Genomic DNA, 25,035 nt, shown 5'->3' on the forward strand with positions numbered 1-25,035 from the left:
GCGTGACTGGCAACATCGGCGATGCATCGCTCAGCGCGGCTGCAAGGTCACCAGCACCACATCGTTACTACGCATCGGCACATTGACCTCCACCAGGCCATCGGCGCCGACACGGATGCGTGTGTCCTGCTCGGGCGTGTCGCGCGTGGCCTGCTGCAGTTGGGTCAACTGGGTCTGGTCCAAGGCTTTGGGCAGGCCCATGTCGATGTACAGCGACAGCGGGTCGTTACGGCGGTAGCCGGTCTTGCGCACCTGCAAGGTGTAATTGCCTGCGGGCACGTTGGTCATGCGCAACTGCAGCGGTGCGCTCTCGGTGGCGGCCACCAGCTTGGTATAGAACGGCGTATTGCTCACCGCCTGCACCGGCTGCTGCCAATCCCACACCAGCGCGGCGATGCGCTTGCCATCCACCGCTGCCAGCGCATGCGCATCGGGTAGCGGAATCTCGCGGCCCTGCAGCGCGTTCAAATATTTGTAGGCAAACCAGGCCGGCTTGCGAATGCCTTCGCGATTCATCAGCCCGAACCCACCATGGAACGGCGTCGGCGGCGGGCCGGGTTCTTCGAACAGATCGGTATAGGTCCAGTAGCTCATGCCCTGCACCAGCCCCTGCACCTGCTTGAGTTTGGTCAGGATGTAGGGCGCACTGATATAGCTGTCGTGGACATAATCGCGCGGCGTGTAGCTGCTGCTCCACTCGGTGAAATACAGCGGCAACTGCGGAAACGCCGATGCCTTGATCTGCGCATGCACGCGACGCACATCGCCCACGATGGCATCCGGCGATGCGGACAGCTTGACGTCCTGCTTGCCGTCTTCATCGAGAAAGCCGCCGTCCACGCCATAGGTATGCGTGGTGACGAAATCGATGGGGAGTGTGTTCTTGGCAACGAAAGCCAGCAGCTCCGGTACCCAGTCCGCGCCGGCAGTGGACGGACCACCGACGCGCAGCTGCGGGTCGATCGCCTTGATGGTGCGCGCGGTGTTGGCATACAGATCAAAGTAAGCCTGCTGGTCGGCGTTTTCCCAGAAGTCCTTCAAATTCGGCTCGTTCCACACCTCGAAGTACCACTGCCGTACTTCATCGGCGCCGTAGCGGTCGCGGATGTGCCGCACATACGCATCGATCAACTGAGTCCACTTGGCCGGATCTGGGTGCGAGGTGTTGCCCTTCCAGTAGAACAATGTCTGCTCGGAGGTTTTCATCGCGCCTGGGGTAAAGCCCAGCTCGACAAACGGGCGAATGCGCTTGGCCAGCAATGCGTCGTACAGCTGGTCCAGCTTGGTCCAGTCGTACACCAGCTTGCCGTCCACTTCTTTGACGGTGCCAAGCGCATCGTGGAAGACATCGTGGAAGCGGATGTAGCGAAATCCCAGTTCCTGCACAGCAGGCACCAGATGCGCCTGCGTGTCGGCGCGGATCAGCGTGCCCGGAAAATCCGAGCCCACCGACAGCGTGGCGAAGCGATCCACCGGCTTGCCGGCGGTGGAGAGATCCACTGCAATGTCGCGCGGTGCGGCGGCATGCGCCGGCGCCGGTAATGCCGTGCTGCAGGCCAGCGTCATCGCAAGCAAGATGGGTAACCGCATCGTCTCTCCTGATGGTATGTGCAGCGGCCTATGCAAACGCCCGTGCGCGATGACGCGTGCAGGCATTTTGCAGGTGACCGTCGCCGGGCGCTCAAGAATAACGGAATGCGTGTGCTGACTATCGCGGCTAGCCGTGGGATGTTCGTGCGCAGGAATGCGCACAGTCGCGTTCGTTAGCGGTCGCATCGGTTGCAGGAGGCGAGCAGCGGCGCCGCCATTGCAGCAGCGCGGTGCGATTGTGTGTGAGTGCAGATTGTCTTAGCACGCTTGGCAGAAAGAATACTCAGCAGCGGTGCCGCACATCGGCGCGGCCGCTGCCGGGACCCTGTCGCAGCTGATCGACTTCGCTACAGCGCGTGAGCACCTAAGAGCAGCTAGTAAAACCTAGCGAGCAATCGTCGGGGGTGTGGATTGCGCGTAGGGACCAGAGTGGGCGCGTGGCACATGCCGCACCGAGCACCGGCCGCACCCGCCTGGCGGTGAGTACAGTCGTTTTGCTAGCTGCGCTACATCATCGCGATCGCCAGCGTGGACCACTTGGCCAATGCAATCTGGCTGACTAGGGTGCGCAGCTGCAATCGGCCGTGGTCTTTCGAACATGGTCTTGACGATGCCAGACATCGTCAAGACCACTGCCCGCACCAACACGTCCGCAGATCTGCTGCTAACCCTGCGGTTCTTCGGCGACTGCGATCGCCTGGTGAACCATCAAGCTATCGACATACTGCTCCATGCTCTGGATCTTGCCGTCCTTGAGCCGATACAGATGCGCAAAGGTTGCGCGCATGAATTTTCCGGTCTTTGCGTAGGTGCCGGAATACGCGCCAAATGCTGCGACGTAATCCTTGTCGGCCAAGTACGTGTGAACCTCGGCCTTGTAGCCCACCCACTCGGTCGCCAGCCGATGGAACACCTGTTCGAAGACTTCTGCGGGGCCGGTATAGGTCCCCGCGTAAGGGAAGCCTGCCGCCTCTGTCCAGGTGGCCTCAGGCGCTAGCGCTGCGGACAGGTGTTTGCCGTTTTCTTCGGAAGAGCCTTCATAGGTTGCCCTGATGATGTCCAGATTGGTCTTCATCGGATCAACCCCACTTCATCTCGCCTTTGGCGACTTTCGCACCGATCTGCAGTGCCGTGCCCATGCCGGCTCCCGGATAGCGCTTGGTCATGGCCTCGATGAGCGCGGCGCTATCGGACGCCTTGCCCAGTTCTTCTTCGAATGCCAACAAGTAGTCGCGCGTGTAGTGGATCGCCGACACGTCGGTCGCGGCGCCCGGTGCCATATGTCCAGGAATCACCAGCGCCGGTTTGCGGGCCGCCATCGCATCCAGTGTCTTGATCCATGCCTTACGACCTTCCGCACTCGGCGTGTCGGCCGTCCATACATGCACGCCAGAGAACACCAGCACGCCACCGAAGATTGCATCGAGCGATTTGAGTGCGAGGTAACGGCGGTTGGCCAGGCCGTCTGCATCCACAATGGCGATGGATTGGCCTTCCAGCGTGATTGCGTTGCCATCGAATGCGTCCGGCATGACGATGTCTGCAAGTGTCTGCGGCCCGTTCTCCTTGAGCTGGGGGCCCCAGGTTGCAAGCTTTTTCTCGACGCTACGCTTGATGGCCGCAACGGTCGCAGATGCGGCGATGATGCGTGCATCAGGAAACGCGGCCTTGATCGGGCCCAGGCTGAAGTAATAGTCAGGGTCGCTTTGGCTGACGTAAATGGTGGTCAGCGTTTTGCCACCGGCCTTGATTGCATCAGCCAGCGCTTTGCCATCGGGTAGCGTGAAGCCGCCATCGATCAGCACCGCGTCGCGCGCGCCGGAGATCAGGACCGGCGCGCGAAAAAACCCGTTTTCACCCGCGGGAAAATGCTGCAGTTTTAAAGGCGCCTGTGCGGCCATTGCAGTGTTGACGGCGGGCACGGCTGAGGCGATACCTGCCACGGCAATGGTTTTGATGAGCTCTCTGCGTGTCGTCATGGTTGGTTCCTTTTGGAAAGATGCAACGGTGTTTTCAAGCGGCCTGAAGTTGACGTACGAATGCGCTTGGATCGGTATAGGCGGCATGTGCATCGATCTGCCATCGCTTCCCGCCGGATTCTGCGATGAACGTCGGTACGCCTTGGACGCCGAACTCGCGCATCAGTGCTTGCGCACCTTCAATGCGCATCCGATCCACGGCGAGAAGCTCGGCATCTGCCTGCGCCAGCCGTGTGGCGGCGTCCGCAAGGTGTAGATCTTCTAGAAGCCTGACCAGCCCGGCAGTGGTGGTCACATCTTTCCCGTCGACGTAACGGGCCTGTTGAATGGCCGTCAGCGTCGTCAGTTGCTGTGCCGGTGCTACCAGGGACACAGCGGTCAGCGCCAATATGGCTGCACCACTGTCGAACTGATGCTGGCGATCGCCGAGAACCTGCTGGCGATAGCGCTCAGTGAAACGCTGCCCGGTCAGATGTTCGATGCGCTGATCGTTCGCCCAGGCAAACGCGGCGAATTGATCGTCCATCGCTCGTGCACCCTTGCCGGCGAACAATCCGGAAGGCTGCAATTGAACAGCGATGCCAGGCGCGGTGGCCAGTGCGGAAATGGTCGACGCTGCGCCATAGCACCAGCCGCAGAGTGGGTCGAACAGATAGTGCAAAGTGGTGTTCATGCGCTTTCCTTGTGACTGTGGGACCCATCCTAGGGATCGATCATTGATCGATAAATACATACGTGGTAAATGCATCGTATGTTGAAAGCATCCAATCAAATGGGAGACGGACCCGGCGACCTCGGCAATCTCCGCCGCCTGGCGTACTTCGTTGCCGTGGTAGAAACCGGCTCGTTCACCGCTGCGGCCGAGCGCCTGGGCATTACCAAGGCGGTAGTGAGCCAACAAGTGGCTCGACTGGAACGCGAGTTCCGAACCTCTCTGCTGGTGCGCACCACGCGTAAAGTGCAAGCCACCGAAGTGGGGCAGGAGTTTTACGCGCGCTGCGCATCGATTCTGCGCGAGGCCGAGCATGCGTTTGACGGCTTGGCCGATCGATCCGCTGAGCCGTCGGGGATGTTGCGGCTCACTGCACCGTTCGACTATGGCGTGGGCGTGGTAGTGCCTGCGATCGCTGCATTCACCAAGCGCTATCCCCTGTGCAAGGTGGATGCGGTGCTCAGCGACCAAACGCTGGATTTGATGTCCACTCATATCGAAGTTGCCATCCGTGTCGGATGGCTGGCCGAAACAAGCGAGCAAGCGCGAAAAATTGGCACCTTCCGCCAACTGCTTGTCGCTCCCGCATCCATGGCAGCGGAGCTCGCAACGCTCGATAGCCCGGCCGACATCCTCTCGTTGCCCTTTGTCGCCAACACTGCGTTGCGTGATCATTTGCGGTGGACCTTCTCGTCGGACCAGCGACAGACCCAGGTGGTACACGCGCAGGCATCCATTTTTCTGGATGCCACGATGGCGGTGCGCGAAGCGGTGTGCCAGGGTGCCGGCTTGTCCGTGCTTCCAGACTATGTAGTGGCAGCGGACCTCGCTGCAGGGCGCCTGATTGAAGTGTTGCCGCATTGGCGCCTGCCTTTGGGCGGTATCCATGCGGTATTTCCTGCCGCCCGTTATCGCCCGACCAAGGTCCGCGCATTTGTGGACGTGCTGGTCGAGCGAGAAGCCTTGCGACAATCTACCCAACGCTAAGAGCGGCTAACAAAAGGACTGTGCAGCCGCTACGGTTTGTTAGCCGCTCGAAGTCGCGGTTGGCCACGTGTGGCCTTGACCGCAGGCGCCACCATGGCCGCTCCCAACCGAGCGCGCGCTTAGAACTTTGCGTCGCTCAGTGCTGCAAGAAACGCCATCGGATTCCAGTACTCGCGGTAATTGACCACCAGGCCATTCTTGAACGTCACCACCGTGGCATAGCTCATTTCATAGGGATTGCCGTTGGAGATGACCGTGCCCGACGCACTCCATTCGGCGATGGCCACGTTGGGATCATCGGTGGCATGGATCTTCAGGCTCGGGATGGTCTTGACGTCAATCACGTTCGGGTAATTGCGCAGATACTCGTAGATAGCGGCGCGACCTACCAGTTTCCTGGACGACACATCGGGTGCGAACGGGAACTCAACGACCACGTTCTCGTCGCAGAGTTCGGACCAACCTTTCATATCCTTGGCGAGAAACGTGTCCAAGGTGCGTTGTAGAAGTTGGACAGCGGTGTGGGTGCCTGGTGTGTTCATGCGTTGCTCCGGTGGGTTGGTGGTGTGGTCAGGCTTTTGGCCAGATCCAGTTGGATGCGATCCGTTCGGCCAGCATCATGGTTGGGAATGCTGTCGCCACCGAAGGCACGTCGGGCCAGATCGATGCATCGACAACACGCAATCCATCAATCCCGCGGACGCGGCCATCGATGTCGACCACGGCAGTCGGGTCGCGCTGTCCTCCCATCGGCACAGTGGAGGTTGGATGTTGGTAGGTCGCCACGCTGGCGGGCAGGGTGGCATCCAGCGCGGCGCGATCGCTCACAGCTGCGCCCGGCGCGAGCTCGCCGCCGACCACATCTGCAAACGGCGTGTGCCGCGCGATGTTCCTGATCAATTCCACGCCGTCGATCAAGCGCTCCCGATCGCCCGCATCGCTGAGGAAACCCAGATCGATGATCGGTGCCGCCTGCGGGTCGCGACTGGCGATGGTCACAGAGCCAACCGATCGCGGGCGCACCAGCGCCGCAAACAGCAGGAACATGGCGTTGTCGGATGACTGCCCATCGTCGGGCAGCGCCGCAGTGCTGATGTTGAGGTCGGCCTCATCTCCGACGGCATGCTGCGATCGCGTCCACAGCATGGCGCCAATGGGCGGATACGGCAGGCCGACGGCTTCCTTCTTGATCGACCACACGGTCGGAACCAGCGGGTGGTCCTGCAGGCGACGGCCCACCGGCAGATCGGCCACCACGTCGATGCCGAGGTTATGCAGCGTGTCGGCAGGGCCGATCCCCGAGCGCATCAGGATCGCCGGGCTGGCGTAGGTGCCTGCCGATAAAACGACTGTGTCAGCGCTGATCACTTCGCCACTGGCCAGACGGACTCCGGTGGCGCGCGTACCTTCCAGCACGACGGCATCGACCAGCACCTGGTCGCGGATGGTCAGGTTGGCGCGGGCACGCACCGCCTCGCTCAGCAGGGTCATGCCGGTCGTGAGCCGCACGCCCATGCGGGTGTTCATGACATAGGGGCCGACGCCCAGTGGGTGCGCGGTCGCAAACCCGGCCGAGCGCTCATGGCCTGCAGCGACCGCGGAGGCAATGAAGGCGCGGTGCTGGTCTGACACTTCTTCGTCGCCAAGCTGATGCACGGGGAAGGGGCCGTCATGGCCAGTGCCACCGGTCCCGGAGGTACGCTCCAGCGACTGGTAGAACGTCTGTGTAGCGTCCCAGCTCAGTGCCGCCAGATCGTGTTCCTGGGCCCAGCGGTCGTGGTCAGACTTTGGCAACCGCATCGCCACTGCGCCATTGATCGCGGACGAGCCCCCCAGCACCTTGCCGCGATTGAGTGGCATGCGCCTGCCGAGCAGGCCAGGCTCTGATTGAAAGCCCCAGTCGTGTTGTGGATCGCCGCCCACCAGATCCTGGCGCCGTACTGCGTCCGGATACGCGTTAGGTGCATAGGCCACGCCTGCCTCGATCAACAGCACGCGACGCGATACATCGGCACTCAGACGGTTGGCCAATACTGCGCCGGCGGACCCGCCACCAACGATGATCAGATCGTAGGTAGCACCTGATGTATCGATGATGCCTGCCGCATTGGAATGGGGCTGCGACAGATCCTTGCCGGTGCTTTCAGCGTCGTTGCGATCGATCATCGAGAGTGGCTTAAGAAGAGGTGGCGGCGATGCTGACACCTGGGTGTTACTGCCAACAAGCCTGTATTTTTCGATGCGATCCATCGTTTAATCCGTTGGATGGGCAAGTAAGCAAAAATCACATAAGGCGCCAACATGCTGGATGGTCTTTCGCTCGATCAATTGAGAACTTTTGTCGCCGCAGCCGAAGAGGGGAGCTTTTCCTCGGCGGGCAGACGCCTTCGACGTACCCAATCCGCCGTCTCCGAAACAATGAATAACCTCGAGACGCGTCTCGGCGTCCGCCTGTTCGATCGGCAGGGCCGGTATCCCAAGCTGACCCCGGAAGGGAAGGTGCTGCTCTCGGATGCAAGATCCATCATCGCAGGCGTCGAGAACCTGAAAGCCCGAGCGAAAGGGATATCCGGCGGCCTGGAGCCTGAACTCGTCGCAGTGATCGACGTCTTTTTCCCGATCACTGCCATGGCAGAAGCCGCGCACGAATTTCGTGTCCAGTTCCCGGACACGCCGCTGCGGTTATTTGTCGAGGCGCTTGGCGGCGCGATGCAGCCGGTGGTCGATGGCCGCGCCAGCTTTGGTGTTGTCGGGTCCTTGCAGATGTTGCCCAGTGGCCTGGAGTCGGAACAAATTGCCACGATCAACTTTGTCAGCGTGGCGGCCAGTCACCACCCGCTGGCCGCTTATGACGGGCCGATCCCGCGCGAGGAGCTCGCCAAGCATGTGCAACTGGTATTGACGGACCGCTCCAGCATCTCGGAAGGGCAGGAGTTCGGTGTGCTGTCTCCCCTGACCTGGCGGTTGGCGGACCTGTTTGCCAAGCATGCTTTTCTTCTCAGTGGCCTGGGGTGGGGTGGCATGCCGTTTCACGCGGTCTCCAACGACATCGCCGAAGGACGACTTGTTGTGCTTCCGATCGAGGCCACACCGGTCGGGGGATATCACATGCCCATCTCGGCGATCTACCGCCTCAGCGCGCCGCCGGGCCCTGCAGGCCGCTGGATGATTGAGCGTCTAAAGCATTGCACCAGGGGCCGGCAGGTCGCCACGGACCTCCCGGACTAGCGGGGCATTGGACGGTTGGTGCGTCGAATGGCGCCCAGACCGTCAGAGATCGAACAAAAAGATAGACACGCTCAAATATATGTATTAGTGTTTGTTACACACATTCACTAGATCCACTTCAACCCATGCCCACCAGCAGCCGTTTCGCCGTCGCCACCCATATCCTGACTGCGCTTGCAGTGGGCGATGGCACGCCGATGCGTTCGGAGGACCTGGCGTATTCGGCCAATACCGGTGCTGTGGTCATCCGTGGCCTGCTGTCGCGCCTCAGCGATGCGGGGCTGACGCGTTCGCAACTTGGCGCCGGCGGTGGCGCGATGCTGGCCAAACCGGCCAAGCAGATCAAACTGCTCGATGTCTATGCGGCGGTGGAGGATACGGAGCTGTTTGCGGTGCATCGGACGCCGCCCTGCAAGAGTTGTGCGGTGGGCGGTAACATCCTGGCAGCGCTTGAACCGACATTGACCCGAGCTCGCAGAGCACTTGAAGGCGAACTCGGAAAAACCACCATCGCAGATGTGGCCACCGACGTCGCTCGGTTGGGAAACTTCTCGATCCCTCTGGTCTGGTAATTTTTTAGCTTAAATGTCGATAAGTCGACGACACACACATATATATCGATAGGTCACGTCGACATCAGAGCCGCCAGTGTTTTGGGGTGCTGGCAACCTCTCTCACTTTAGAACCCCTCAACTTCAATCACATCAACAGGAATAGATCATGAGCATCGGCATTATTGGTTCTGGCGCGCTTGGCGCCAACGTGGCACGTGCACTCGCCAAGAAAGGGATTGCAGCATCGATTTCAAACAGCCGTGGACCGGCTTCGCTCGCTGCGCTGGTCGATGAGCTTGGTCCCTCGATTACTGCGGTTACCGCTGCCGAAGCGGCGAGCGCCGACATCGTGATCGCCGCGGTACGCTGGGTCGATGCCGAGAAAGTCATGACCGGCCTGCCAGCGTGGAATGGGCGCATCGTGATCGATGGCACCAATCCGGTGGAGTTTATCGACCCGGCTTCTGCGGACGCCAACGATCCCAGCAATCCACTGGCGGCCTACGGCATCAAGGCCGTGGATCTGGCGGGCAAGCATTCGAGCGAGGTGTTCAAGCACTTCGTGCCAGGGGCGAGGGTTGTCAAAGCGTTCAATCACCTCGACGTCAACGTCCTGGCCGAACCTGAAGTAGCCGGCGGCAAGCGCGTGCTGTTCTATTCAGGGGACGACGCTGCCGCTAAGGCCGAGGTACACGCGCTCATCGACGCGATGGGCTTTGCGCCGGTCGACCTCGGATCACTCGATGTCGGCGGGACGCTTGCATCGCTGCCTTTCGGCTCGCTCTCTGCACAGAACTTCGTAAAGCTTTAATCACAAGGCGCCAGGTTGCGGGTGGATGGAACCTCTGTTCCATCCATCCGTACTGTTTTGCAACCGATGAAGAGTGGCTAACACCACGTAGCGAGCAGTCGTCAGGTGGGTGTGGACGGCGCGCTCAGAACCGGCGTGTACGCGTGGACCGTGCCGCACCGAGCACCGAGCACCGAGCACCGAGCACCGAGCACCGGCCGCGCCCGCCTGGTGGTGAGTACAGTCGTTTTTTTAGCTGCGCTAAAGTCAAAGCGGGAATGCTCAAGCCTCTGGTCGCTAGGCGCGCGTCTTGCCACGAAGGTGCGCAGTGCTGCGCTTCGCTCTTTCCAACACCTTAGCCAGCGCTCGCTGATGGCGCAGTGCTGGCATGCGATGCACACAATAAGCGGCATCTCAGTGCACGAGTAACACCATCTTGGCCAATTCACCTCTATACGCGGCACGGATAGGAGGCGAATGATCGCTCCATATCGTGTGCGCTATGTCTTATGCGTACCGACTTGGAGTGTCGCTACAGCGGCATCCGCAACGATGACGGATCAACCTACGCATCCGCTCCACATCGGTGTAAAGGATGCTTGACACGCCCCAAATCTGCGCGCACTCTGCGTGTCAAGGGAACTTGACACAGGGGTGTGGGGTGAACAGCAGCGCAAACATGTCGCCGGTGCACGCATTGCCTTGCAGTGCTGTGATGCTCAAGGAATCTGCTTGTACTGCCATGCAGTGCACAGCGATCCACGCGCAGGCGTCCACGACATCGCTGGGCGCACGATGAGCGCCAAGACAGTGGCGCTGCGTGTACTGCCGGTCTGCAGCGTTGTCCTGATTCTGCTGGGTGCCTTGCGGCGCTGGCTGCCATGGCAGGTGAGCGATTACGCCCAGGGGCTGCTGATCGGCGTCGGCCTGGGCGGCTGGCTGGTGGCGCTGATGCTGCACGTCTCGTGCGGCAGCTTTCGCGACAGTGCGCCGCCTGCGTTGGTCCGCCGATATCACACGGAGCTCGCGCCGCCGATGCTGGCCTACGTCGTGGTCATGCTGTGCTGGCGGCATCTGCTGGCCAGTGTGGACGCCAACTGGATGCGTGTGCTGATTGCGCTGCTGCCTGCCTTGCTGCTGATGTTCGTGGTCCGTGCGGTGGCGCGTTTTGTACATGATTCGGATGAAATGCAACGCCGCATCGAGCTGGAATCGATCGCCATTGCCGCGGGTCTGGTGAGCCTGGCGTACATGACCGCCGGCTTCCTGCAATCGGCGCAGCTGATCGCGGTGCCGGCAGCGGCGGCGATGATCTGGGTGTTTCCGGTGCTGTGCATCACCTATGGCTTCACCAAGGCCATCAATGCACGCCGCTATCAATGAAGAGTCGGGTACGTGCATTGCGCGAAGCCAGCGGCTGGTCGCAAGGCGAGTTGGCCGAGCAGCTGGGCGTGTCGCGGCAAACCATCAATGCGCTGGAGACCGGCAAGTACGATCCCAGCCTGCCATTGGCGTTTCGCATCGCACGCTTGTTCGGCGAACCGATCGAGCACGTGTTTCTGTATGACGATGATCAGTAGTTGCGGTGGTCACAACCGACCGTCGGCAACGTCAGGGAATGGGCACTAGGAGAGGATGGACATGCTGAAGCAACTGAATGTGGCCGCCGCCATGCTGGCCGCGCTGCTGGCCGCAGGATGCCAACGCGCAGAGATGCCTGCTGCAGGCAACGCCGGCGCATCCGGGCCGGGCAAAACGCAGCCGGGCGCTGCAAACACGCATCAAGACACTACGGCCGGCAATCGCTATGGCAGCCTGCAATTTGCACCGTGTACGCTGAGTTCCGGCAGCGCGGCGGGCAATATCGAAGCGCAGTGCGCACAGCTGAAAGTGCCGGAAAACCCGGCGGCACCACATGGGCGCATGCTCGACTTGAAGATCGCCTGGCTGGAGAGTAACGCCGGTGCGGGCAGCACGCCGGACCCGGTGTTCTTCATTGCCGGCGGCCCAGGCCAGTCGGCCACGCAGGTGGCTGCAATCGTGGACATGGGCTTGCGCGAGGTGCGCAAACAGCGCGATCTTTTTCTGGTCGATCAGCGCGGCACCGGTGGATCGCATCCGCTGCAATGCCGCGATGGCGCCGGCAAGCCTTTGGAGATGCCAGGTGGCGCCGCCGCCAGCGTGACACAGCTCACCGACTATGCGCGGCAGTGCGCGGACGGCTTGCGCAACGACGCCGACCCGCGCTACTTCACGACGACCGAGGCCATCGCCGATCTGGATGCGGTACGCGCGGCCTTGGGCGTGCAGCAGCTCAATCTGATCGGCGGCTCCTACGGCACGCGCGTGGCGCAGCAGTACGCGATGCATTACCCGCAGCACACCCGCAGCGTGGTGCTCGATGGCGTGGCACCCAACGATCTGGTGATCGGCGGCGAGTTTGCGCGCACCTTCGAAGATGCGATTGCGCTGCAGGCCAAGCAATGCGCGTCCACGCCTGCATGCGCCAAACGCTTCACGGTCGATACCCGCACCCAGCTGCGGCAGGTGGTCGAGCGTTTGCGCCAGGCGCCGGTGGCAGTGGACTACCGCGACCCGCGCACCGGCGCGCTGCGCCACGAACAGGTGACCGCCGATACGGTGGTGGGGCTGGCGTTTGGATTTTCGTATGCACCGGAAACCGCCTCCCTGCTGCCGCTGGTGCTGGACGAAGCCGCCGAAGGCCGCTATGCGTCGTTGATGGCGTTGGCGCAGATGAGTGCGTCGGACATGTCCGATCAGATGAATCGCGCAATGCAATGGTCGGTGTTGTGCAGCGAGGATGCCGGGCGTTACCGCGCACCCACGGACAAGGACGCCACGCTGCTGGGCAATGAGGTGGCCGAGATGTTCTTCGCCCCGTGCAAGGTCTGGCCCGCAAAACCGGCACCGGCCGATGCAGCCAAGCCGTTCACATCGACGCTGCCGGTGCTGCTGCTGTCCGGCGAGCTCGATCCGGTGACACCGCCGCGCTACGCGCAACGTGTTTTGCAGGGTCTGCCCAACGGCCGCCACATCATCGCGCCGGGGCAGGGGCATGGCGTGTTCCGGCTCGGCTGCATGCCCAAGGTGCTGAGCCAGTTTCTGCAGACCACCGACGCCAAGGCGCTGGATGCCAGCTGCGTGGCCAGCCTCAACAACGTGCCAGCGTTCACCTCGTTCAACGGATGGGAACCATGAGCCGCATCGACCACGCCACGGAGGCGCACGCATGATCGTCGTCGAGAATCTGCACAAATCGTTCAAGACCAAAACCGGTCTGGTCAATGCGGTCGATGGAGTCAGTTTCAGCGCCGCCGACGGCCAGATCACCGGCTTGCTCGGCCCCAATGGCGCCGGCAAGACCACCACCTTGCGCATGCTCTACACCTTGATGTCGCCGGACCAGGGGCGCGTCACCGTGGATGGCGTGGACGCCGCGCACGACCCGGTCACGGTACGCCGTGCGCTGGGCGTGTTGCCGGATGCGCGCGGCGTTTACAAGCGCTTGAGCGCACGCGAGAACATCGCCTATTTCGGCGAATTGCACGGCATGTCGCGCAGCCAGATCGCCGAGCGCACGCGCGTGTTGTCCAGCGCATTGGACATGGACGATATTCTCGATCGCCAGACCGAAGGCTTCAGCCAGGGCCAGCGCACCAAGACCGCGATTGCACGCGCGCTGGTGCACGACCCGCGCAATGTGATTCTGGACGAGCCCACCAATGGCCTGGACGTGATGACCACGCGCGCGATGCGTGGCTTCCTGCAGCAGCTGCGTGCGGAAGGGCGCTGCGTGATCTTTTCCAGTCACATCATGCAAGAGGTGGCGGCGCTGTGCGATCGCATTGTCATCATCGCCAAGGGCACGGTGGTGGCGTCCGGCAGCGCCGACGAACTGCGTGCCGCCACCGGTGAAGACAACCTGGAAGACGCCTTCGTCAAGTCGATCGGCTCGGAAGAAGGACTGCACGCATGAGCAAGCGCTCCCTGTTGGCCACGTGGTGGACGGTGCTGCGCAAGGAACTGCGCGACATCTCGCGCGACCGCCGCACCCTGGCATTGGCGTTGCTGCTGTCGCCATTGCTGTATCCGATCCTGATCCTGGGCATGGGCGCCTTGAGCGAAAGCCGCGTGCGCACACAGATCGACAAGCCGTTGGACATCCCCACGCTCGGCCGCGAACACGCACCTAATCTGGTGCGGTTTCTCGCCGCGCAGGGACTCAACGCCGTGGATGCGCCAGCCGACCTGACGACGGCCATTCGCAACCAGGATGTGGACGTGGCGCTGCGCATCAGCGACAGCTATGCCGACGATTGGCGCGAAGGCCGTCCGGCGCTGGTGGAAATCATCAAGGACAGCACCCGCCGCGAGGCCGACGTGCCCAGCCTGCGCTTGCAGGCAGCATTGAGCGGCTACAACCAGCAGGTCGGCGCATTGCGTCTATTGGCGCGTGGCATCGATGCGCAGGTGAGCCGGCCACTGGAAATCGCCGCGCAGGACCTGGCCACTGCCGAAGCCAAGCGCGGGCAAATGATGGCGATGCTGTTGCCGGTGCTGCTGGTGATCACCTCGTTCCTGGGCGGCGCGTCGTTGATTCTGGACGCCACCGCCGGCGAGCGTGAGCGGCAGTCGCTGGAACCGCTGCTGGCAACGCCGGCACCACGCAGTGCGATTGTCAGCGGCAAGATCGCCGCCGCCTGCGTGATCGGCATGGTGTCGTTGTTGCTGACCTTGCTGGCCTTCAAGTTGAGCGCGCAGTTGTCCTCGTCCAATCTTGGGCGCCAGCTCAATGTGGGTTTCGTGCCGATGCTGCAGATGCTCTTCATCTTGGTGCCGATGCTGTTTGTCGGCACCTCGCTACTGACCTATCTGGCCGCCGCGGCCAAAAGCATGAAGGAAGCGCAGGCGCACATGACCTGGTTGCTGCTGCTGCCGATGCTGCCCGGCTACGCATTGATGGCGTATCCGCTGAAGACGCAGCTATGGCATTTTGCGGTGCCGTTTTTGGCGCAGAACCAGATGTTGCTCAAGGTGATCCGCCACGAAACCATCAACGCGCAGACCTGGGCGGTGTATCTGCTGGCCGGCTTCGGCGTGGCTGGGCTGTTGTGGTATGCGGCGGTACGTCGTTATCACCAGGAGCGCTTGGCGATTTCGGGATAAGTGGCTCGACAAGCGTGCAATGGCAGCGATGGTTTGCGCGTCGTGCGTTTGGCTTAGAGCGGCCAATACAACTACGGCGTGACCACCAGGCGGGCACGGCCAGTGCCTTGAATCGGCATAGGCTAGTCGCACACTCCGGTTATGGGCGGGCCGTCCGCACCCGCCTGACGGCTGTTCGTTACGGTTTGTTGGTCGCTCTTGGTGCGTCGTGCGTAGCGAGTGGATGACGGGACGCACATGATGGCGAACGACTGGCTGTTCGGTGGGCATGGTTGGTGGGGTTGCTGATCGGCTGGCCGCTGCGTGGATTTGGTGACACCGTACCCTCACCCCAACCCCTCTCCCGACGGGAGAGGGGCATGCGCGGTCACGTGATCGGTGGCTTGCGATGGCAGGCGCGGCGTTTCTGATCGAGCCAAGCAGTTTCCTTCTGTCATCGAAAGGAGCTGCTTCGTTCTCACATTGAACGAAGCAGCTCTCTTCTCCCATCGCACGAAGCAGCTCTCTTCTCACACAAAGCCAAGCAGCTCCCTTCTCACACAAAGCCAGGCAGCTCTCTTCTCACACAAAGCCAAGCAGCTCCCTTCTCCCATCGGGAGAAGGTGGCGCGTAGCGCCGGATGAGGGTACGGCCAGCACGCCCCAGTAACACTCTCGATGAGTGACGTCGCTGTCGCACATCCACGTGCAGCCACGCATGCTCCACAACGCAAAAGCCCGCATCGCTGCGGGCTTTTGCGTTTCCAATAGTTGTTGCGTCAATCAGCAGCGGCGAAGTGCGGAAGCGCACGCCGGTTGCAGTCCTAGACGCCTTTGATCCCGGTGCGGGCGATCTCCGATCCCGCAACGTCCCGTGCCGATACCGGCGCGCTCCTAGTGCAGCGTGCCGGTATCGAGGGGCGTGGGATCCAGGGTGGCGTCGACAAGCAGCGACGCCCTCCCCCATCAGTGCCTCAACCGCCCGGATTGAACGACAGCGTGCGGCGGGTGGTGACCGGTGCGGCAACCGGCTCGAAGCGCCAGCGCTTCACGGCGTTGAGCGCTTCGCGATCGAACACGCGCGGCGGGTTGGCGCGTAGCACGCGGGAGGCGGTGATCGAGCCATCCGTGCCCACCGTGAGCTCCACCAGCACTTCGCCGGAGGTGCCGGCGCGCAGCGCTTCGGGTGGGTAGCGCGGTGCCGGGGTGCTGATCGGGCGCAGCGACTGCGCAGCGGGCGCCGCTGCGGCGGCGGCGGCCGGTGCCGGGCGTGGTGCGGCCGGGGCAGGGGCTTCCGCCTGACGGCGGGCAGCGGCCTGGCGCTCGGCTTCGGCGGTCTGCTGGCGGGCGGCCTCCTGCTGGGCGGCAATCTGCTGGGCAGCGGCGGCTTCGCGGGTCTGCTGTTCGGCCAGACGCTTCTGCTCGGCAGCCTGCTTGGCCTTGTCCTCGACCAACTTCTTGGCCTGCTCGGCATCCTGCTCGGAGCGGTTGGCGGCGGTCTTCATGCCCGTCTCCAGGCCCGACTTCAGGCGCGGCAGTGCCGGTGCCTTGGGGTCGACCTTTTCGATCAGCGCGATCAGGCGCTGCGCCTCGGGGAACTCTTCGCGGCTGATGCCTTGTTCGGCGGCGATCAGCGTGTACGGCAACAGGTCGGTCAGCGCGCTGTTGACGGTGGCGTCCTGCGGCTGCTTCTCACGCAGGGCCAGGTAGTACTCCACCGCGTTGTCGCCAACCGGGGCGTACATGCGGTTGTCCTGCAGCGCCTTGGTAGCCGATTCGCGCAACTGATCGGCGGCCATCGATTGCACCTGCGGCGACACCGCGGTGGCGGGCGTCGGTGCCGCCGCCGATGCTGCCGGCGTAGTGCCGGTGGCAGGCGCGGTGGTAGCGGCCTTGTCTTCCTGCTTGGAGCAGGCAGCCAGGCCAACCAGCAAAATGACCGGCGCGATCCGGCGTGCCATACGGCCCTGTGTCAGATCCAACATGCGTCCCCCTTACCCCGAGTGCGAAAGATAACGTTGCTACGGCGAGCGCCGGCCATTGTTCCCGCAATGGACGGCAATGCCGCAATCTAGCATTGCTGGGGCGGTGTAAGCCAAGGGTTGCCGCAGCCGGATGCGAAATTCATCCTGCCGGGGCCGCCAGCGCCGCATCGGACGGCGCGCGGGCGGCCGGGTCGGGCAGCGGCGGGGCGGGGCAGTGGTGACGCAGGAAGTCCGCATGCGGCGGCAACGTGGCCACGGTCGCGTCCACGCGCTGGCGGATGCTTTCCAGAAAATGGCGCAGCTCCGCATCGCCCATCAGGTCGGCGACCGGGTGGTGCTGCTGCGGGGTGATGCCCTGGCCCAGCATCACCTGCACCCAGGAGTTCTCTGCAAACAACTCGTTGCCCTGATGGAACACGCGCCCGCTCTGGCGAAACAGCTCCATGCGGTGGCGTAACGAGTCGGGAATGTCCATCGCTGCGCAGTCGCGCCAGAACGGCGTGTCGCGGCGATCGGTGGCGTGGTAATGCAGGATCACGAAATCGCGGATATGCGCGATTTCATCGGCCGCCTGGCGGTTGTACTCGGCGATGTCGACCGCGTTGATCGTCTGCGGAAAGGTCTGCAGCAAGCGGACGATGCCGCGCTGGATCAGATGGATATTGGTCGACTCGATCGGCTCCAGAAACCCGCTGGCCAGCCCCAACGCCACGCAGTTCTTTTCCCACACGCGGTGGCGCTGATTGGGTGTGAAGCGCAGCGCCCGCGGTTCGGTGAGCGCACGTCCTTGCAGGTTGCGCTCCAGCACGGCCCGGGCGCTGTCCTGATCGGTATACCGGCTGGAATACACGATGCCGTTGCCCACGCGGTGCTGCAGCGGAATGCGCCACATCCAGCCCGATTGATCCGCGCGCGACCGCGTATAGGTTACCGGCGGGCCCACCGATTCGGTCTGCACCGCCAGCGCGCTGTCGGCAAACAACCAGCGCGACCAATCGTCGCTGCCCACGCCTAGCGTCTTGCCGATCAGCAACCCCGCAAAGCCGGTGCAATCGATGAATAGGTCGCCTTCCACGCGCGTGCCGTCCTGCAGCGTCAGCGCGGTGAGATAGCCGCTGTCCGGGTCGGTCTGCACCTCGCCGATGCGCCCTTCGATGCGCTGCACCCCAAAGCCTTCGCTGAAGCGGCGCAGGAAGCGCGCATACAGGCCCGCATCCAGGTGGTAGGCGTAGTTCATGCCACCGTTGGGCAGATGCGCAAAGCGGCCTTCCTGGGCGGCGCGCAACTCCAGGCAGTAGTCGCCGAAGTCGCGCGCCACACCGCGCTGGCGGCCCTTCAACCAGAAGTGGTGAAACCCCGCGCTCCAGTGATCGGTGCCGGTGTGGCCGAAGGAGTGGATGTAGTGCTTGTCCACATCGCGCCAATGCTCGAAGCCGATGCCGAGTTTGAAGGTGGCCTGGGTGGCGGCCATGAACGCGGCTTCGTCGATCTCCAGCAGCCGGTGGAAGGTGACCAGGCTGGGGATGGTGGCTTCGCCCACGCCTACCGTGCCGATCTCATCCGATTCCACCAGGGTGATCTGCAACTGCCGGCCCAGCAGCTTGGACAGTGCGGCGGCGGCCATCCAGCCGGCGGTGCCGCCACCGGCGATGACCACGCGCCGCACCGGGCGCTGCTGGGGGTCCAAGGGGGCGGTGTACGACATGCGTCAATCCTCAGCGGTTCAAGCGTTGCAGCAAGCGCGCGCGCAGGCTGCGGGCACGGTTGTCGTCCATCGGGGCCAGCACACCGCGCGCCGCGTCGGGCACATGCGCAGCCGTGCTCTCATCGGCTTCGAACACGTAATGCCGGAACACCTCCTGCCAGGTGGCGCGTTGTTCCGGCGGCAGGTCGCGCAGGGTGAGCAACGCCAGCATCAGCGCGTTCATCGGCGAATCCATGTAGGCCGGGCTTTGCCGCCACCAGAAATTGACCAGCACGTTGAAGCTTTCCAGCGCTTCCACGTGGTGCCACCACATGCTGGGAATGAACAGCGCATCGCCCGGTTCCAGCTCGGCGACCACGGCATGTTCCAGCGCCTGCGCATAGCGCGGAAAGCGCTGCAGGTCCGGCGCGGCGATATCCACCAGGCTGACCGGCTGACCGGCCGGGGTCAGATCCAGCGGGCCGATGTACAGATTGCTCAACTGCTCGGGCGGAAACAGCGTAAAGCGGCGGCGCCCGGCGACCACGCAGGCCAGGTTGTCCGGCAGGTCCTGATGGGCAGCGATCCGCGTGCGGTTGCCGATCCAGATACTGGCCAGCGGCTCGGCCTGCGGTAGCGCGATCGGGTTGTGCGCGCGCAGGCCGGGCAGGTAGGTGTCCAGCGTGGTGGAGCCGACATAGATCGCCGGCGGCTGCGCGTTGTGCAGGTCGCGCAACAAGGTGTCCAGCACCACCGTCAGCGGCACGCGCTCGGGGCGGAAGTTGAAGCCGCTCATGTCCGCGTTGTAGAAGAACCGCCCGCCGATCTCCGGTGGCCCGACTTGCGCCACCACCGCTTCGCCGCGATCGAATCCACGCAGGTACGCGGCGGCCGCCTGCGCGGACTGCGCACCGGCTTGCGCCAACGGCCAGTCGCGCACCAGCCCGCGCAGGACCAGCGGCGTGGTCGAACGCAGCAGCGCAGGATCCAGCTGCTGCGGATCCAGGCCGTGGCGTTCGTCGATGGCGCGCGGCTCAGCCGGCATGGCGGCGATTCAGGCGTTCGAGCAGGTGGCGGAATTGCGCGACCGAAGCCACCGCCATGTACAGCGGCTCCAGATCGCCATGCCGGTGCAGGTCCAGCAGCGCCGTCTTGCCGAGCGCGCGCAGGCGTTCTTCGTGCACGGTATGCAGGCCGGCCAGCCGGCAGTCCAGGCCGTTATCCAGGGTCGCTTCGAACACGAACGGTTCCAGCAACTCGTAGCGCAGCAGGCGCTCGACGAAGGCGTCGCTCGCCGCCAGCCCATCGTGCAGCGTGCGCAGCAATTGGCTGATGTGATACAGAAAATCGGTGGTGCCGCCGTGTTCGCGGAACAGCAGCTCGCCGTCCTGCGTGCTGATGCGTGGGCTGTCCAGGTCCACGTGCACCATCGGCCCTTCCGGTTGCTGGCCGATCAGAAACGGTTGGCGCTGGATCGCCATTGGCACATACGGCGCATCCCAGCGCGCGCCATCCAGAAACAGGTTTTCGCCCAGGCGTAATCCCAGCAGGGCCAGCGGTTGAAACCGCCCGCTATCGTTGCGGTGGAACACGATTGGGTATTGGCCTTGCAGCTGGCGGAATTCCTGCGGAAACGTCGCCGCCGACATCACGTCATCGCCATAGGCGGCGCCATAGGCGGTGATCACGCGCAGATCGCGGTGATCGAGATTGTTCAACAACACAGCATTGGTCATGGGGGTCGCCACATCACGCGGGGGCGCGTGGCCCATGCTTGGACAGTTACCCCTCGCGCGGCAAGTGCCGCTGTCGTGCTGCACCTGTCGCAGGAAGGTCGTGCAAGCGTCCCGGCAGACGCGCTGCCGGGACGCTCGGTGCCGCAATTACATCACCAGAACTTGTAGCGCAGGCCCAGCATGTAGCGCGGGCCGGTCTGGGTGGCATAGACGATCTGGTTCTTCTGCCGGCCGTGCTGACGCTGCACTTCGTCGGTGAGGTTGATCGCCTCCAGGCTCAGCGACAGGTTCTCGTTCCACTGGTAGCCGATGCTCAAATCCAGCTGGCCATAGGCTTCGGTGTAGACCGGGTTGGGCTGGCCGCTGCCGTCGAAACGCGCGGCCAGGAACTCGTCGCGCCAGTTGTAGGCCGCACGCACCTGCCACTTGTCCTTGTCGTAGAAGCCGACCACGTTGGCCGAATCGCTCAGGCCTTCCAGCGCGAACTGCTCGCCGATCACCGCATTGTTATAGGTCAGCCCGGAGTCGACCATGGTGTAGTTGGCCGACACGCCGAAGCCGCTGACGCCGAACATGTGCTGCAGGTTGAATTCCCACCCGTCCAGCGACGCCGAGCGCTGGTTGGCCGGCGCGGTGATGGCGAAGTTGGCCACCGGGTCGCCGGGCTGCCCGCTGATCACGCCGGTGGCGTTGCCGTTGGCATCGTCGGCCCCGCGCACCACGCCGGGCGCGCCGCCGCGGTTGCGGAAGATGTAGTTGCGGATACAGGTCAGGTCGGCCGAGGCGCAGCCGTTGCCCAGCGCTTCGTTCCAGTACGTACCGCCCACCGGGGTGTTCAATCCCAGCGCGGTGTCGTTGCGCGTGGTCACACCGATGTAGTTGTCGATGTTCTTGCGGAAAAAGCCCACCGAGGCGTAGCTGGCATCGCTGTAGTACCACTCCAGCGAAACATCGATGTTGTGCGAGAGCAGCGGCTTCAGGCCGGGGTTGCCTTCCTGGCCGGTGCCGCCTTCCAGGCGTGCGATCTGGTTGAGCGTCTGCCCGCCCTGGATGTCGCCCCAGCCGGGACGGCCGATGGTTTCGCCGTAACTGCCGCGCAGCACCAGGTCGTCGGTGAGCTTGAAGCTCAGGTCCAGGCTGGGCAGCCAGTATTCGTACTTGCCGCTGCCGCCGGCGAAGGCCGAGTCGGCCAGACGGATCGGCAACTCGTTGTTGGCGACCCAATCGATGCCGACCGCCACCGGCACCAGCGCCTGCGCGTCCACCTTGGTTTCTTCGTAACGCACACCGGCGGCCAGGCTGATCGGCACGCGCAGATCGTCCCAGCTGTTATTCCACTGCAGGTAGGCGTTCTTGGATTTTTCAGTCACTCGGCGGTCGGTGTTGAACACCGGCGAGATGCGGTACAGCGCGTCATCGCCCGCAGCTTGCGCGGCGGCCTGGCGTGCGCGCTCGAAGTCGAACAGGAACAACTGGTTGAACTGCGCCGGGTTGCCGCTGCCGCCGATCGCATCGAAATACTGCGCGAACGAGCTCGGAATCCACAGATCGTCCGGGTAATCAGCCGCGGTGCCGTTGCCGCCCCAGGTATCGCGCTGCACGTTGGAGAACGCCGAACGATTCTTCACTTCGGTGCTGCCGATACCGAACTTCAACTGCGAGTAATTTTCGAAGGTGAAGTCGCCGTTGACCTGCGCCTGGTCGATCTCCGACTTCATGTAGCTGTTGCGGAACGCCGAGCCGGTGACCAACGTGCGCGAGGGGTCCAGCCCGTTCAGGCCGAAGCCCAGCTGCTGCTGCAACACCGGGAAATCCTTGCTGAAATCCACCACCGAGGTGCCGCGGTAGAAGCCGGACACGCCCAGCGAATTGCTCGACCCGTACGGGCTGTCCGCGCCGGCTTCGGCGGTGGAGCGGTGGATATCGAAGTTGAGCTTGAACTGATCGTTCACCGCCCAATCCACGTTGAAGCCCAGCGACTTGTTCTGGTTACGCGTCGCGGCGTTGGAGCCGGCGGTAGCCAGATCGCTGGTAGCCGGGTTGACGATTTCCGAGTAGGTGATCGGACCTGCCACCGGACCATTGGTCCAGGCGCTGGCGGAGGGGCCGTAGTTGAACCACACCGACATTTCGTTGCGCTGCTGCTGGATCTTGTTTTCCGAGTACGTGTAATCCAGCGTGGTAGTGATGTTGTCGAGCGGCTTGTACTGCAGTACCAGCTGGCCGTTGGTGCGCTGGCGCTCAACGCCGACCACGCGGTAGTTGAGGTTCTGCGGCACCGAGTAGATATCGTTCGGGCCGGGGCGGTTGACAATGTTCTCCGAGCCCGGCGCACCCGGCTGCGGGATGGTGCCGTAGGCGGTGGAATCGCCACGGAACGAACGCCAGCCGTTAGGCACGCCGACCTGGCTGTAGCCAAAGTCGCGTTCCTGGTAGCTGCCGCTCAACGACACGCCAAAGCGTCCATCGGCCGAGGTGGTGCTGAAGATGCCGGAGATTTCCGGCGTCAGCGAGTCGCCCTGCAGGCGGCCGGGCAGGTTCTCGTTGGACGCATCGTGCACGCCCTTGAGGCCCACGTTGGCATGCATGCCCGGGTTGTCCAGCGGCCGGGCCGTCTTGATGTTGATGGTGGCACCGATGCCGCCGGTGGGCGTGCTGGCGCGGCTGGTCTTGAACACCTCGATGCCGGAGATCGACTCGGACGCCAGGTTGGCGAAGTCGAACGCACGCGAGTTGGAGGCATTGGATTCTTCGATGCTGGCGCCCGGCATCTGCCGGCCGTTCAACAACACCAAGTTGAAGTCGGGGCCGACGCCACGCACGGTGACGCGCGAGCCTTCGCCCAGCGAACGGTCGATCGACACGCCGCTGATGCGCTGCAGCGACTCGGCCAGGTTGGTATCGGGGAACTTGCCGATGTCCTCGGCCACGATGCCGTCGACGATGCCCTGCGCGTCGCGCTTGACGTTCATCGACGAGGTGAGGCTGCCGCGGATACCGCTGACCTGCACGGTATCGAGCGTGGCAGGGTCGGCCTGGCTGGAGCCGGGAACGGTCGAGGCCGACTGCGGCGCCGGCGCGGTTTGCGCGGCCAGCGGCGTCGACAATGCGAACAACAAGGCAGACGTCAAGCGCCGCGTGCGCGGCAGGGTGCGTAGCTCTCTCACGATGATTCCATCCCCAAGCAAAGAAAGCCGGCCCCAAACGGGACAGGCAAAGGTCGAACAGCAATCGCGCATTTGTTAGCGCTGGCTTAACAAAGTCAATTTGCAGTGCAGCATCGGCCGCAAGCCAATGGCGTCACACATCGTTCCAATACGCACATCGCTTGATGCAGCCGCACTCGATCGCTTGGTCGTACCATCGGGCGTCGATGACGCAGTGGCAGCTATCCCTGGGCGACCGACATGGCGACTGCGCACATTCAGCCGAGCGGAGTTGGCGCGTAGGTGCGGCAGGCAGGTTCAGCAGGGCGGGGGCGGGTGGCGACCTCGGCGCCTCGCAGGCCTGCCGACCACTTGCCTGCCGTGGTCCCATCGTCAGCCGCGCTAATCACCCTTTACGCACCGGAGCGAACCAATGATCGATCTGTACTACTGGCCCACCCCCAACGGCCACAAAGTCACCTTGTTCCTGGAAGAGGCCGGGCTGGACTACACGCTCAAGCCGGTCAACATCGGCAAGGGCGACCAGTTCGAGCCGGCGTTCCTGCAGATTTCGCCCAACAACAAGATGCCGGCCATCGTCGACCATGCACCCGCGGATGGCGGCGCGCCGCAGGCGGTGTTCGAGTCCGGCGCGATCCTGCTGTATCTGGCCGAAAAGACCGGCCGCTTCTTGCCGCGCGACGCCCGCGGCCGCATCGCTGCACTGGAGTGGTTGTTCTGGCAGATGGGTGGGCTGGGCCCGATGACCGGCCAGATGGGCCACTTCAACGTCTACGCACCCGAAAAGATTGCCTACGCCATCGATCGCTACAACGCCGAAGTCCGCCGCCTGCATGGCGTACTCGACAAGCGCCTGGCCGAGCATGCGTTTTTGGCCGGCAACGATTACGGCATCGCCGACATGGCCAGTTACCCCTGGCTGCAGGTGTATGGCGACCTCAAGCCCGACTTCGAAGCGTTTCCCAATCTGCACCGCTGGCACACCGCCATCGCCGCCCGCCCGGCCACCCAACGTGCGTATGCGCTCAAGGAGCAGGTCAATCCCAACGCCGGCAAGCCGCTCAGCGACGAAGAGCGCAAGCACCTGTTCGGCAAGCGCTGAGGCAAAGCGGTAGGAGCGTTCGCGCAGCAGTACACGCGGCGATCGCGGCGACTGTTGCAACTGCGCAGCAACAACAAATGCAAGCAGCATCAGCAAGCAGAATCAGCAACCAGCAAGAGCAACCAGCAAGAGCGAGCAGCAAGAGCGAGCAGCAGCAAAGAGTTAGCAGCGGCACTCGCGCACATCAACCGCACGCGACAAATCGAACGCGGCTGATCGAGCCCCTCTCCCCCCGGGAGAGGGGTTGGGGTGAGGGTACGCAAGTAGCATCAGACCTACCGCGGCCCGCAATCTGCTTTGCACAAAATGTGTAGGCACTATCGGCAGCGCGCCAACTGCAACCGCCAGCCCAAACG

The 25,035-nt window shown here is 63.3% G+C and carries 21 protein-coding genes and 3 other RNA genes; 11 read left to right on the plus strand and 13 right to left on the minus strand.

Annotation, left to right across the window (positions count from 1 at the left end):
* Nucleotides 1-30: 30 nt before the first annotated feature.
* The 5 genes from ASF90_RS05735 to ASF90_RS05750 all read right to left on the minus strand — a co-directional run bounded on the left by ASF90_RS05735 (nucleotide 31) and on the right by ASF90_RS05750 (nucleotide 4,242).
* Nucleotides 31-1,590, minus strand: coding sequence for a beta-xylosidase (locus tag ASF90_RS05735; protein ID WP_055847099.1), 1,560 nt, complete (start codon nucleotides 1,588-1,590; stop codon nucleotides 31-33).
* A gap of 372 nt (nucleotides 1,591-1,962) precedes the next feature.
* Nucleotides 1,963-2,036, minus strand: a non-coding RNA gene (locus tag ASF90_RS21590) — sX9 sRNA.
* A gap of 218 nt (nucleotides 2,037-2,254) precedes the next feature.
* Nucleotides 2,255-2,665 (minus strand): nuclear transport factor 2 family protein, encoded by a 411-nt coding sequence (locus tag ASF90_RS05740; RefSeq protein ID WP_055847101.1) that lies wholly within the window; start codon nucleotides 2,663-2,665, stop codon nucleotides 2,255-2,257.
* A gap of 4 nt (nucleotides 2,666-2,669) precedes the next feature.
* Entirely contained in the window at nucleotides 2,670-3,662 is a 993-nt protein-coding gene (locus tag ASF90_RS05745) for an MBL fold metallo-hydrolase (RefSeq protein WP_236699214.1), read from the minus strand.
* Complete coding sequence (locus tag ASF90_RS05750) at nucleotides 3,604-4,242, minus strand: DsbA family protein (RefSeq protein ID WP_055847105.1); 639 nt, start codon at nucleotides 4,240-4,242, stop codon at nucleotides 3,604-3,606. The genes ASF90_RS05745 and ASF90_RS05750 overlap by 59 nt, the downstream gene beginning before the upstream one ends.
* A 99-nt stretch (nucleotides 4,243-4,341) precedes the next feature.
* Here ASF90_RS05750 and ASF90_RS05755 point away from each other — a divergent pair, with 99 nt between their 5' ends.
* The gene (locus ASF90_RS05755) at nucleotides 4,342-5,268 is read left to right on the plus strand and encodes a LysR family transcriptional regulator (RefSeq protein WP_201782817.1); all 927 of its coding nucleotides are present in this window, start codon (nucleotides 4,342-4,344) and stop codon (nucleotides 5,266-5,268) included.
* Between the two features lie 119 nt (nucleotides 5,269-5,387).
* Here the strand turns inward: ASF90_RS05755 and ASF90_RS05760 are convergent, their stop codons facing one another.
* Together ASF90_RS05760 and ASF90_RS05765 are read right to left on the minus strand one after the other, a co-directional pair.
* Entirely contained in the window at nucleotides 5,388-5,810 is a 423-nt protein-coding gene (locus ASF90_RS05760) for a nuclear transport factor 2 family protein (RefSeq protein WP_055847109.1), read from the minus strand.
* A gap of 28 nt (nucleotides 5,811-5,838) precedes the next feature.
* Entirely contained in the window at nucleotides 5,839-7,434 is a 1,596-nt protein-coding gene (locus ASF90_RS05765; protein ID WP_082473433.1) for a GMC oxidoreductase, read from the minus strand.
* Nucleotides 7,435-7,569: 135 nt separating this feature from the next.
* On the opposite strand from ASF90_RS05765, the gene ASF90_RS05770 reads away from it, so the two are divergent.
* From ASF90_RS05770 to ASF90_RS05780, 3 genes are all read left to right on the plus strand, one after another.
* On the plus strand, nucleotides 7,570-8,496 hold the full coding sequence (locus ASF90_RS05770; protein WP_055847111.1) for a LysR family transcriptional regulator: 927 nt from the start codon (nucleotides 7,570-7,572) through the stop codon (nucleotides 8,494-8,496).
* A 125-nt stretch (nucleotides 8,497-8,621) separates the two neighbouring features.
* A complete protein-coding gene (locus tag ASF90_RS05775) occupies nucleotides 8,622-9,068 on the plus strand; it encodes an Rrf2 family transcriptional regulator (protein WP_055847113.1) in 447 nt (148 codons plus the stop codon).
* A gap of 148 nt (nucleotides 9,069-9,216) precedes the next feature.
* Nucleotides 9,217-9,861 carry an NAD(P)-binding domain-containing protein gene (locus ASF90_RS05780; protein WP_055847116.1) on the plus strand — a complete coding sequence of 215 codons (645 nt, stop codon included), beginning with the start codon at nucleotides 9,217-9,219 and terminating at the stop codon, nucleotides 9,859-9,861.
* 75 nt (nucleotides 9,862-9,936) lie between these two features.
* On the opposite strand, the gene ASF90_RS21595 is transcribed toward ASF90_RS05780, so the two are convergent.
* A non-coding RNA gene (locus ASF90_RS21595) (sX9 sRNA) lies at nucleotides 9,937-10,013 on the minus strand.
* Between the two features lie 622 nt (nucleotides 10,014-10,635).
* Here ASF90_RS21595 and ASF90_RS05785 point away from each other — a divergent pair.
* The 6 genes from ASF90_RS05785 to ASF90_RS21600 all read left to right on the plus strand — a co-directional run bounded on the left by ASF90_RS05785 (nucleotide 10,636) and on the right by ASF90_RS21600 (nucleotide 15,221).
* Nucleotides 10,636-11,223, plus strand: a complete 588-nt coding sequence (locus ASF90_RS05785) for a hypothetical protein (RefSeq protein WP_055850186.1) — start codon at nucleotides 10,636-10,638, stop codon at nucleotides 11,221-11,223.
* Nucleotides 11,220-11,420: a helix-turn-helix transcriptional regulator gene (locus tag ASF90_RS05790; RefSeq protein ID WP_055847119.1), complete on the plus strand. Its 201-nt coding sequence runs from the start codon at nucleotides 11,220-11,222 to the stop codon at nucleotides 11,418-11,420. The genes ASF90_RS05785 and ASF90_RS05790 overlap by 4 nt, the downstream gene beginning before the upstream one ends.
* Nucleotides 11,421-11,475: 55 nt before the next feature.
* A complete protein-coding gene (locus ASF90_RS05795) occupies nucleotides 11,476-13,059 on the plus strand; it encodes an alpha/beta hydrolase (protein WP_055847121.1) in 1,584 nt (527 codons plus the stop codon).
* Between the two features lie 31 nt (nucleotides 13,060-13,090).
* Nucleotides 13,091-13,837: an ATP-binding cassette domain-containing protein gene (locus ASF90_RS05800; protein WP_055847124.1), complete on the plus strand. Its 747-nt coding sequence runs from the start codon at nucleotides 13,091-13,093 to the stop codon at nucleotides 13,835-13,837.
* Entirely contained in the window at nucleotides 13,834-15,027 is a 1,194-nt protein-coding gene (locus tag ASF90_RS05805) for an ABC transporter permease (RefSeq protein WP_055847127.1), read from the plus strand. The genes ASF90_RS05800 and ASF90_RS05805 overlap by 4 nt, the downstream gene beginning before the upstream one ends.
* Nucleotides 15,028-15,144: 117 nt before the next feature.
* Nucleotides 15,145-15,221, plus strand: a non-coding RNA gene (locus ASF90_RS21600) — sX9 sRNA.
* A 758-nt stretch (nucleotides 15,222-15,979) separates the two neighbouring features.
* On the opposite strand, the gene ASF90_RS05810 is transcribed toward ASF90_RS21600, so the two are convergent.
* The 5 genes from ASF90_RS05810 to ASF90_RS05830 all read right to left on the minus strand — a co-directional run bounded on the left by ASF90_RS05810 (nucleotide 15,980) and on the right by ASF90_RS05830 (nucleotide 23,577).
* On the minus strand, nucleotides 15,980-16,990 hold the full coding sequence (locus ASF90_RS05810) for an energy transducer TonB (RefSeq protein ID WP_055847130.1): 1,011 nt from the start codon (nucleotides 16,988-16,990) through the stop codon (nucleotides 15,980-15,982).
* Nucleotides 16,991-17,129: 139 nt separating this feature from the next.
* Nucleotides 17,130-18,695 (minus strand): tryptophan halogenase family protein, encoded by a 1,566-nt coding sequence (locus tag ASF90_RS05815; RefSeq protein ID WP_055847132.1) that lies wholly within the window; start codon nucleotides 18,693-18,695, stop codon nucleotides 17,130-17,132.
* Nucleotides 18,696-18,705: 10 nt separating this feature from the next.
* Nucleotides 18,706-19,719 (minus strand): cupin-like domain-containing protein, encoded by a 1,014-nt coding sequence (locus ASF90_RS05820; RefSeq protein ID WP_055847135.1) that lies wholly within the window; start codon nucleotides 19,717-19,719, stop codon nucleotides 18,706-18,708.
* The gene (locus ASF90_RS05825) at nucleotides 19,709-20,410 is read right to left on the minus strand and encodes a SapC family protein (protein WP_055847138.1); all 702 of its coding nucleotides are present in this window, start codon (nucleotides 20,408-20,410) and stop codon (nucleotides 19,709-19,711) included. Before ASF90_RS05825 ends, ASF90_RS05820 begins: the two co-directional genes overlap by 11 nt.
* Nucleotides 20,411-20,562: 152 nt before the next feature.
* Nucleotides 20,563-23,577, minus strand: coding sequence for a TonB-dependent receptor (locus ASF90_RS05830; RefSeq protein ID WP_055847141.1), 3,015 nt, complete (start codon nucleotides 23,575-23,577; stop codon nucleotides 20,563-20,565).
* A gap of 412 nt (nucleotides 23,578-23,989) precedes the next feature.
* On the opposite strand from ASF90_RS05830, the gene ASF90_RS05835 reads away from it, so the two are divergent.
* Nucleotides 23,990-24,679, plus strand: a complete 690-nt coding sequence (locus ASF90_RS05835) for a glutathione binding-like protein (RefSeq protein ID WP_055847143.1) — start codon at nucleotides 23,990-23,992, stop codon at nucleotides 24,677-24,679.
* Nucleotides 24,680-25,035: the final 356 nt, after the last annotated feature.

Origin of the sequence: Xanthomonas sp. Leaf148, from assembly GCF_001423585.1 — a bacterium.
GTDB lineage: Bacteria > Pseudomonadota > Gammaproteobacteria > Xanthomonadales > Xanthomonadaceae > Xanthomonas.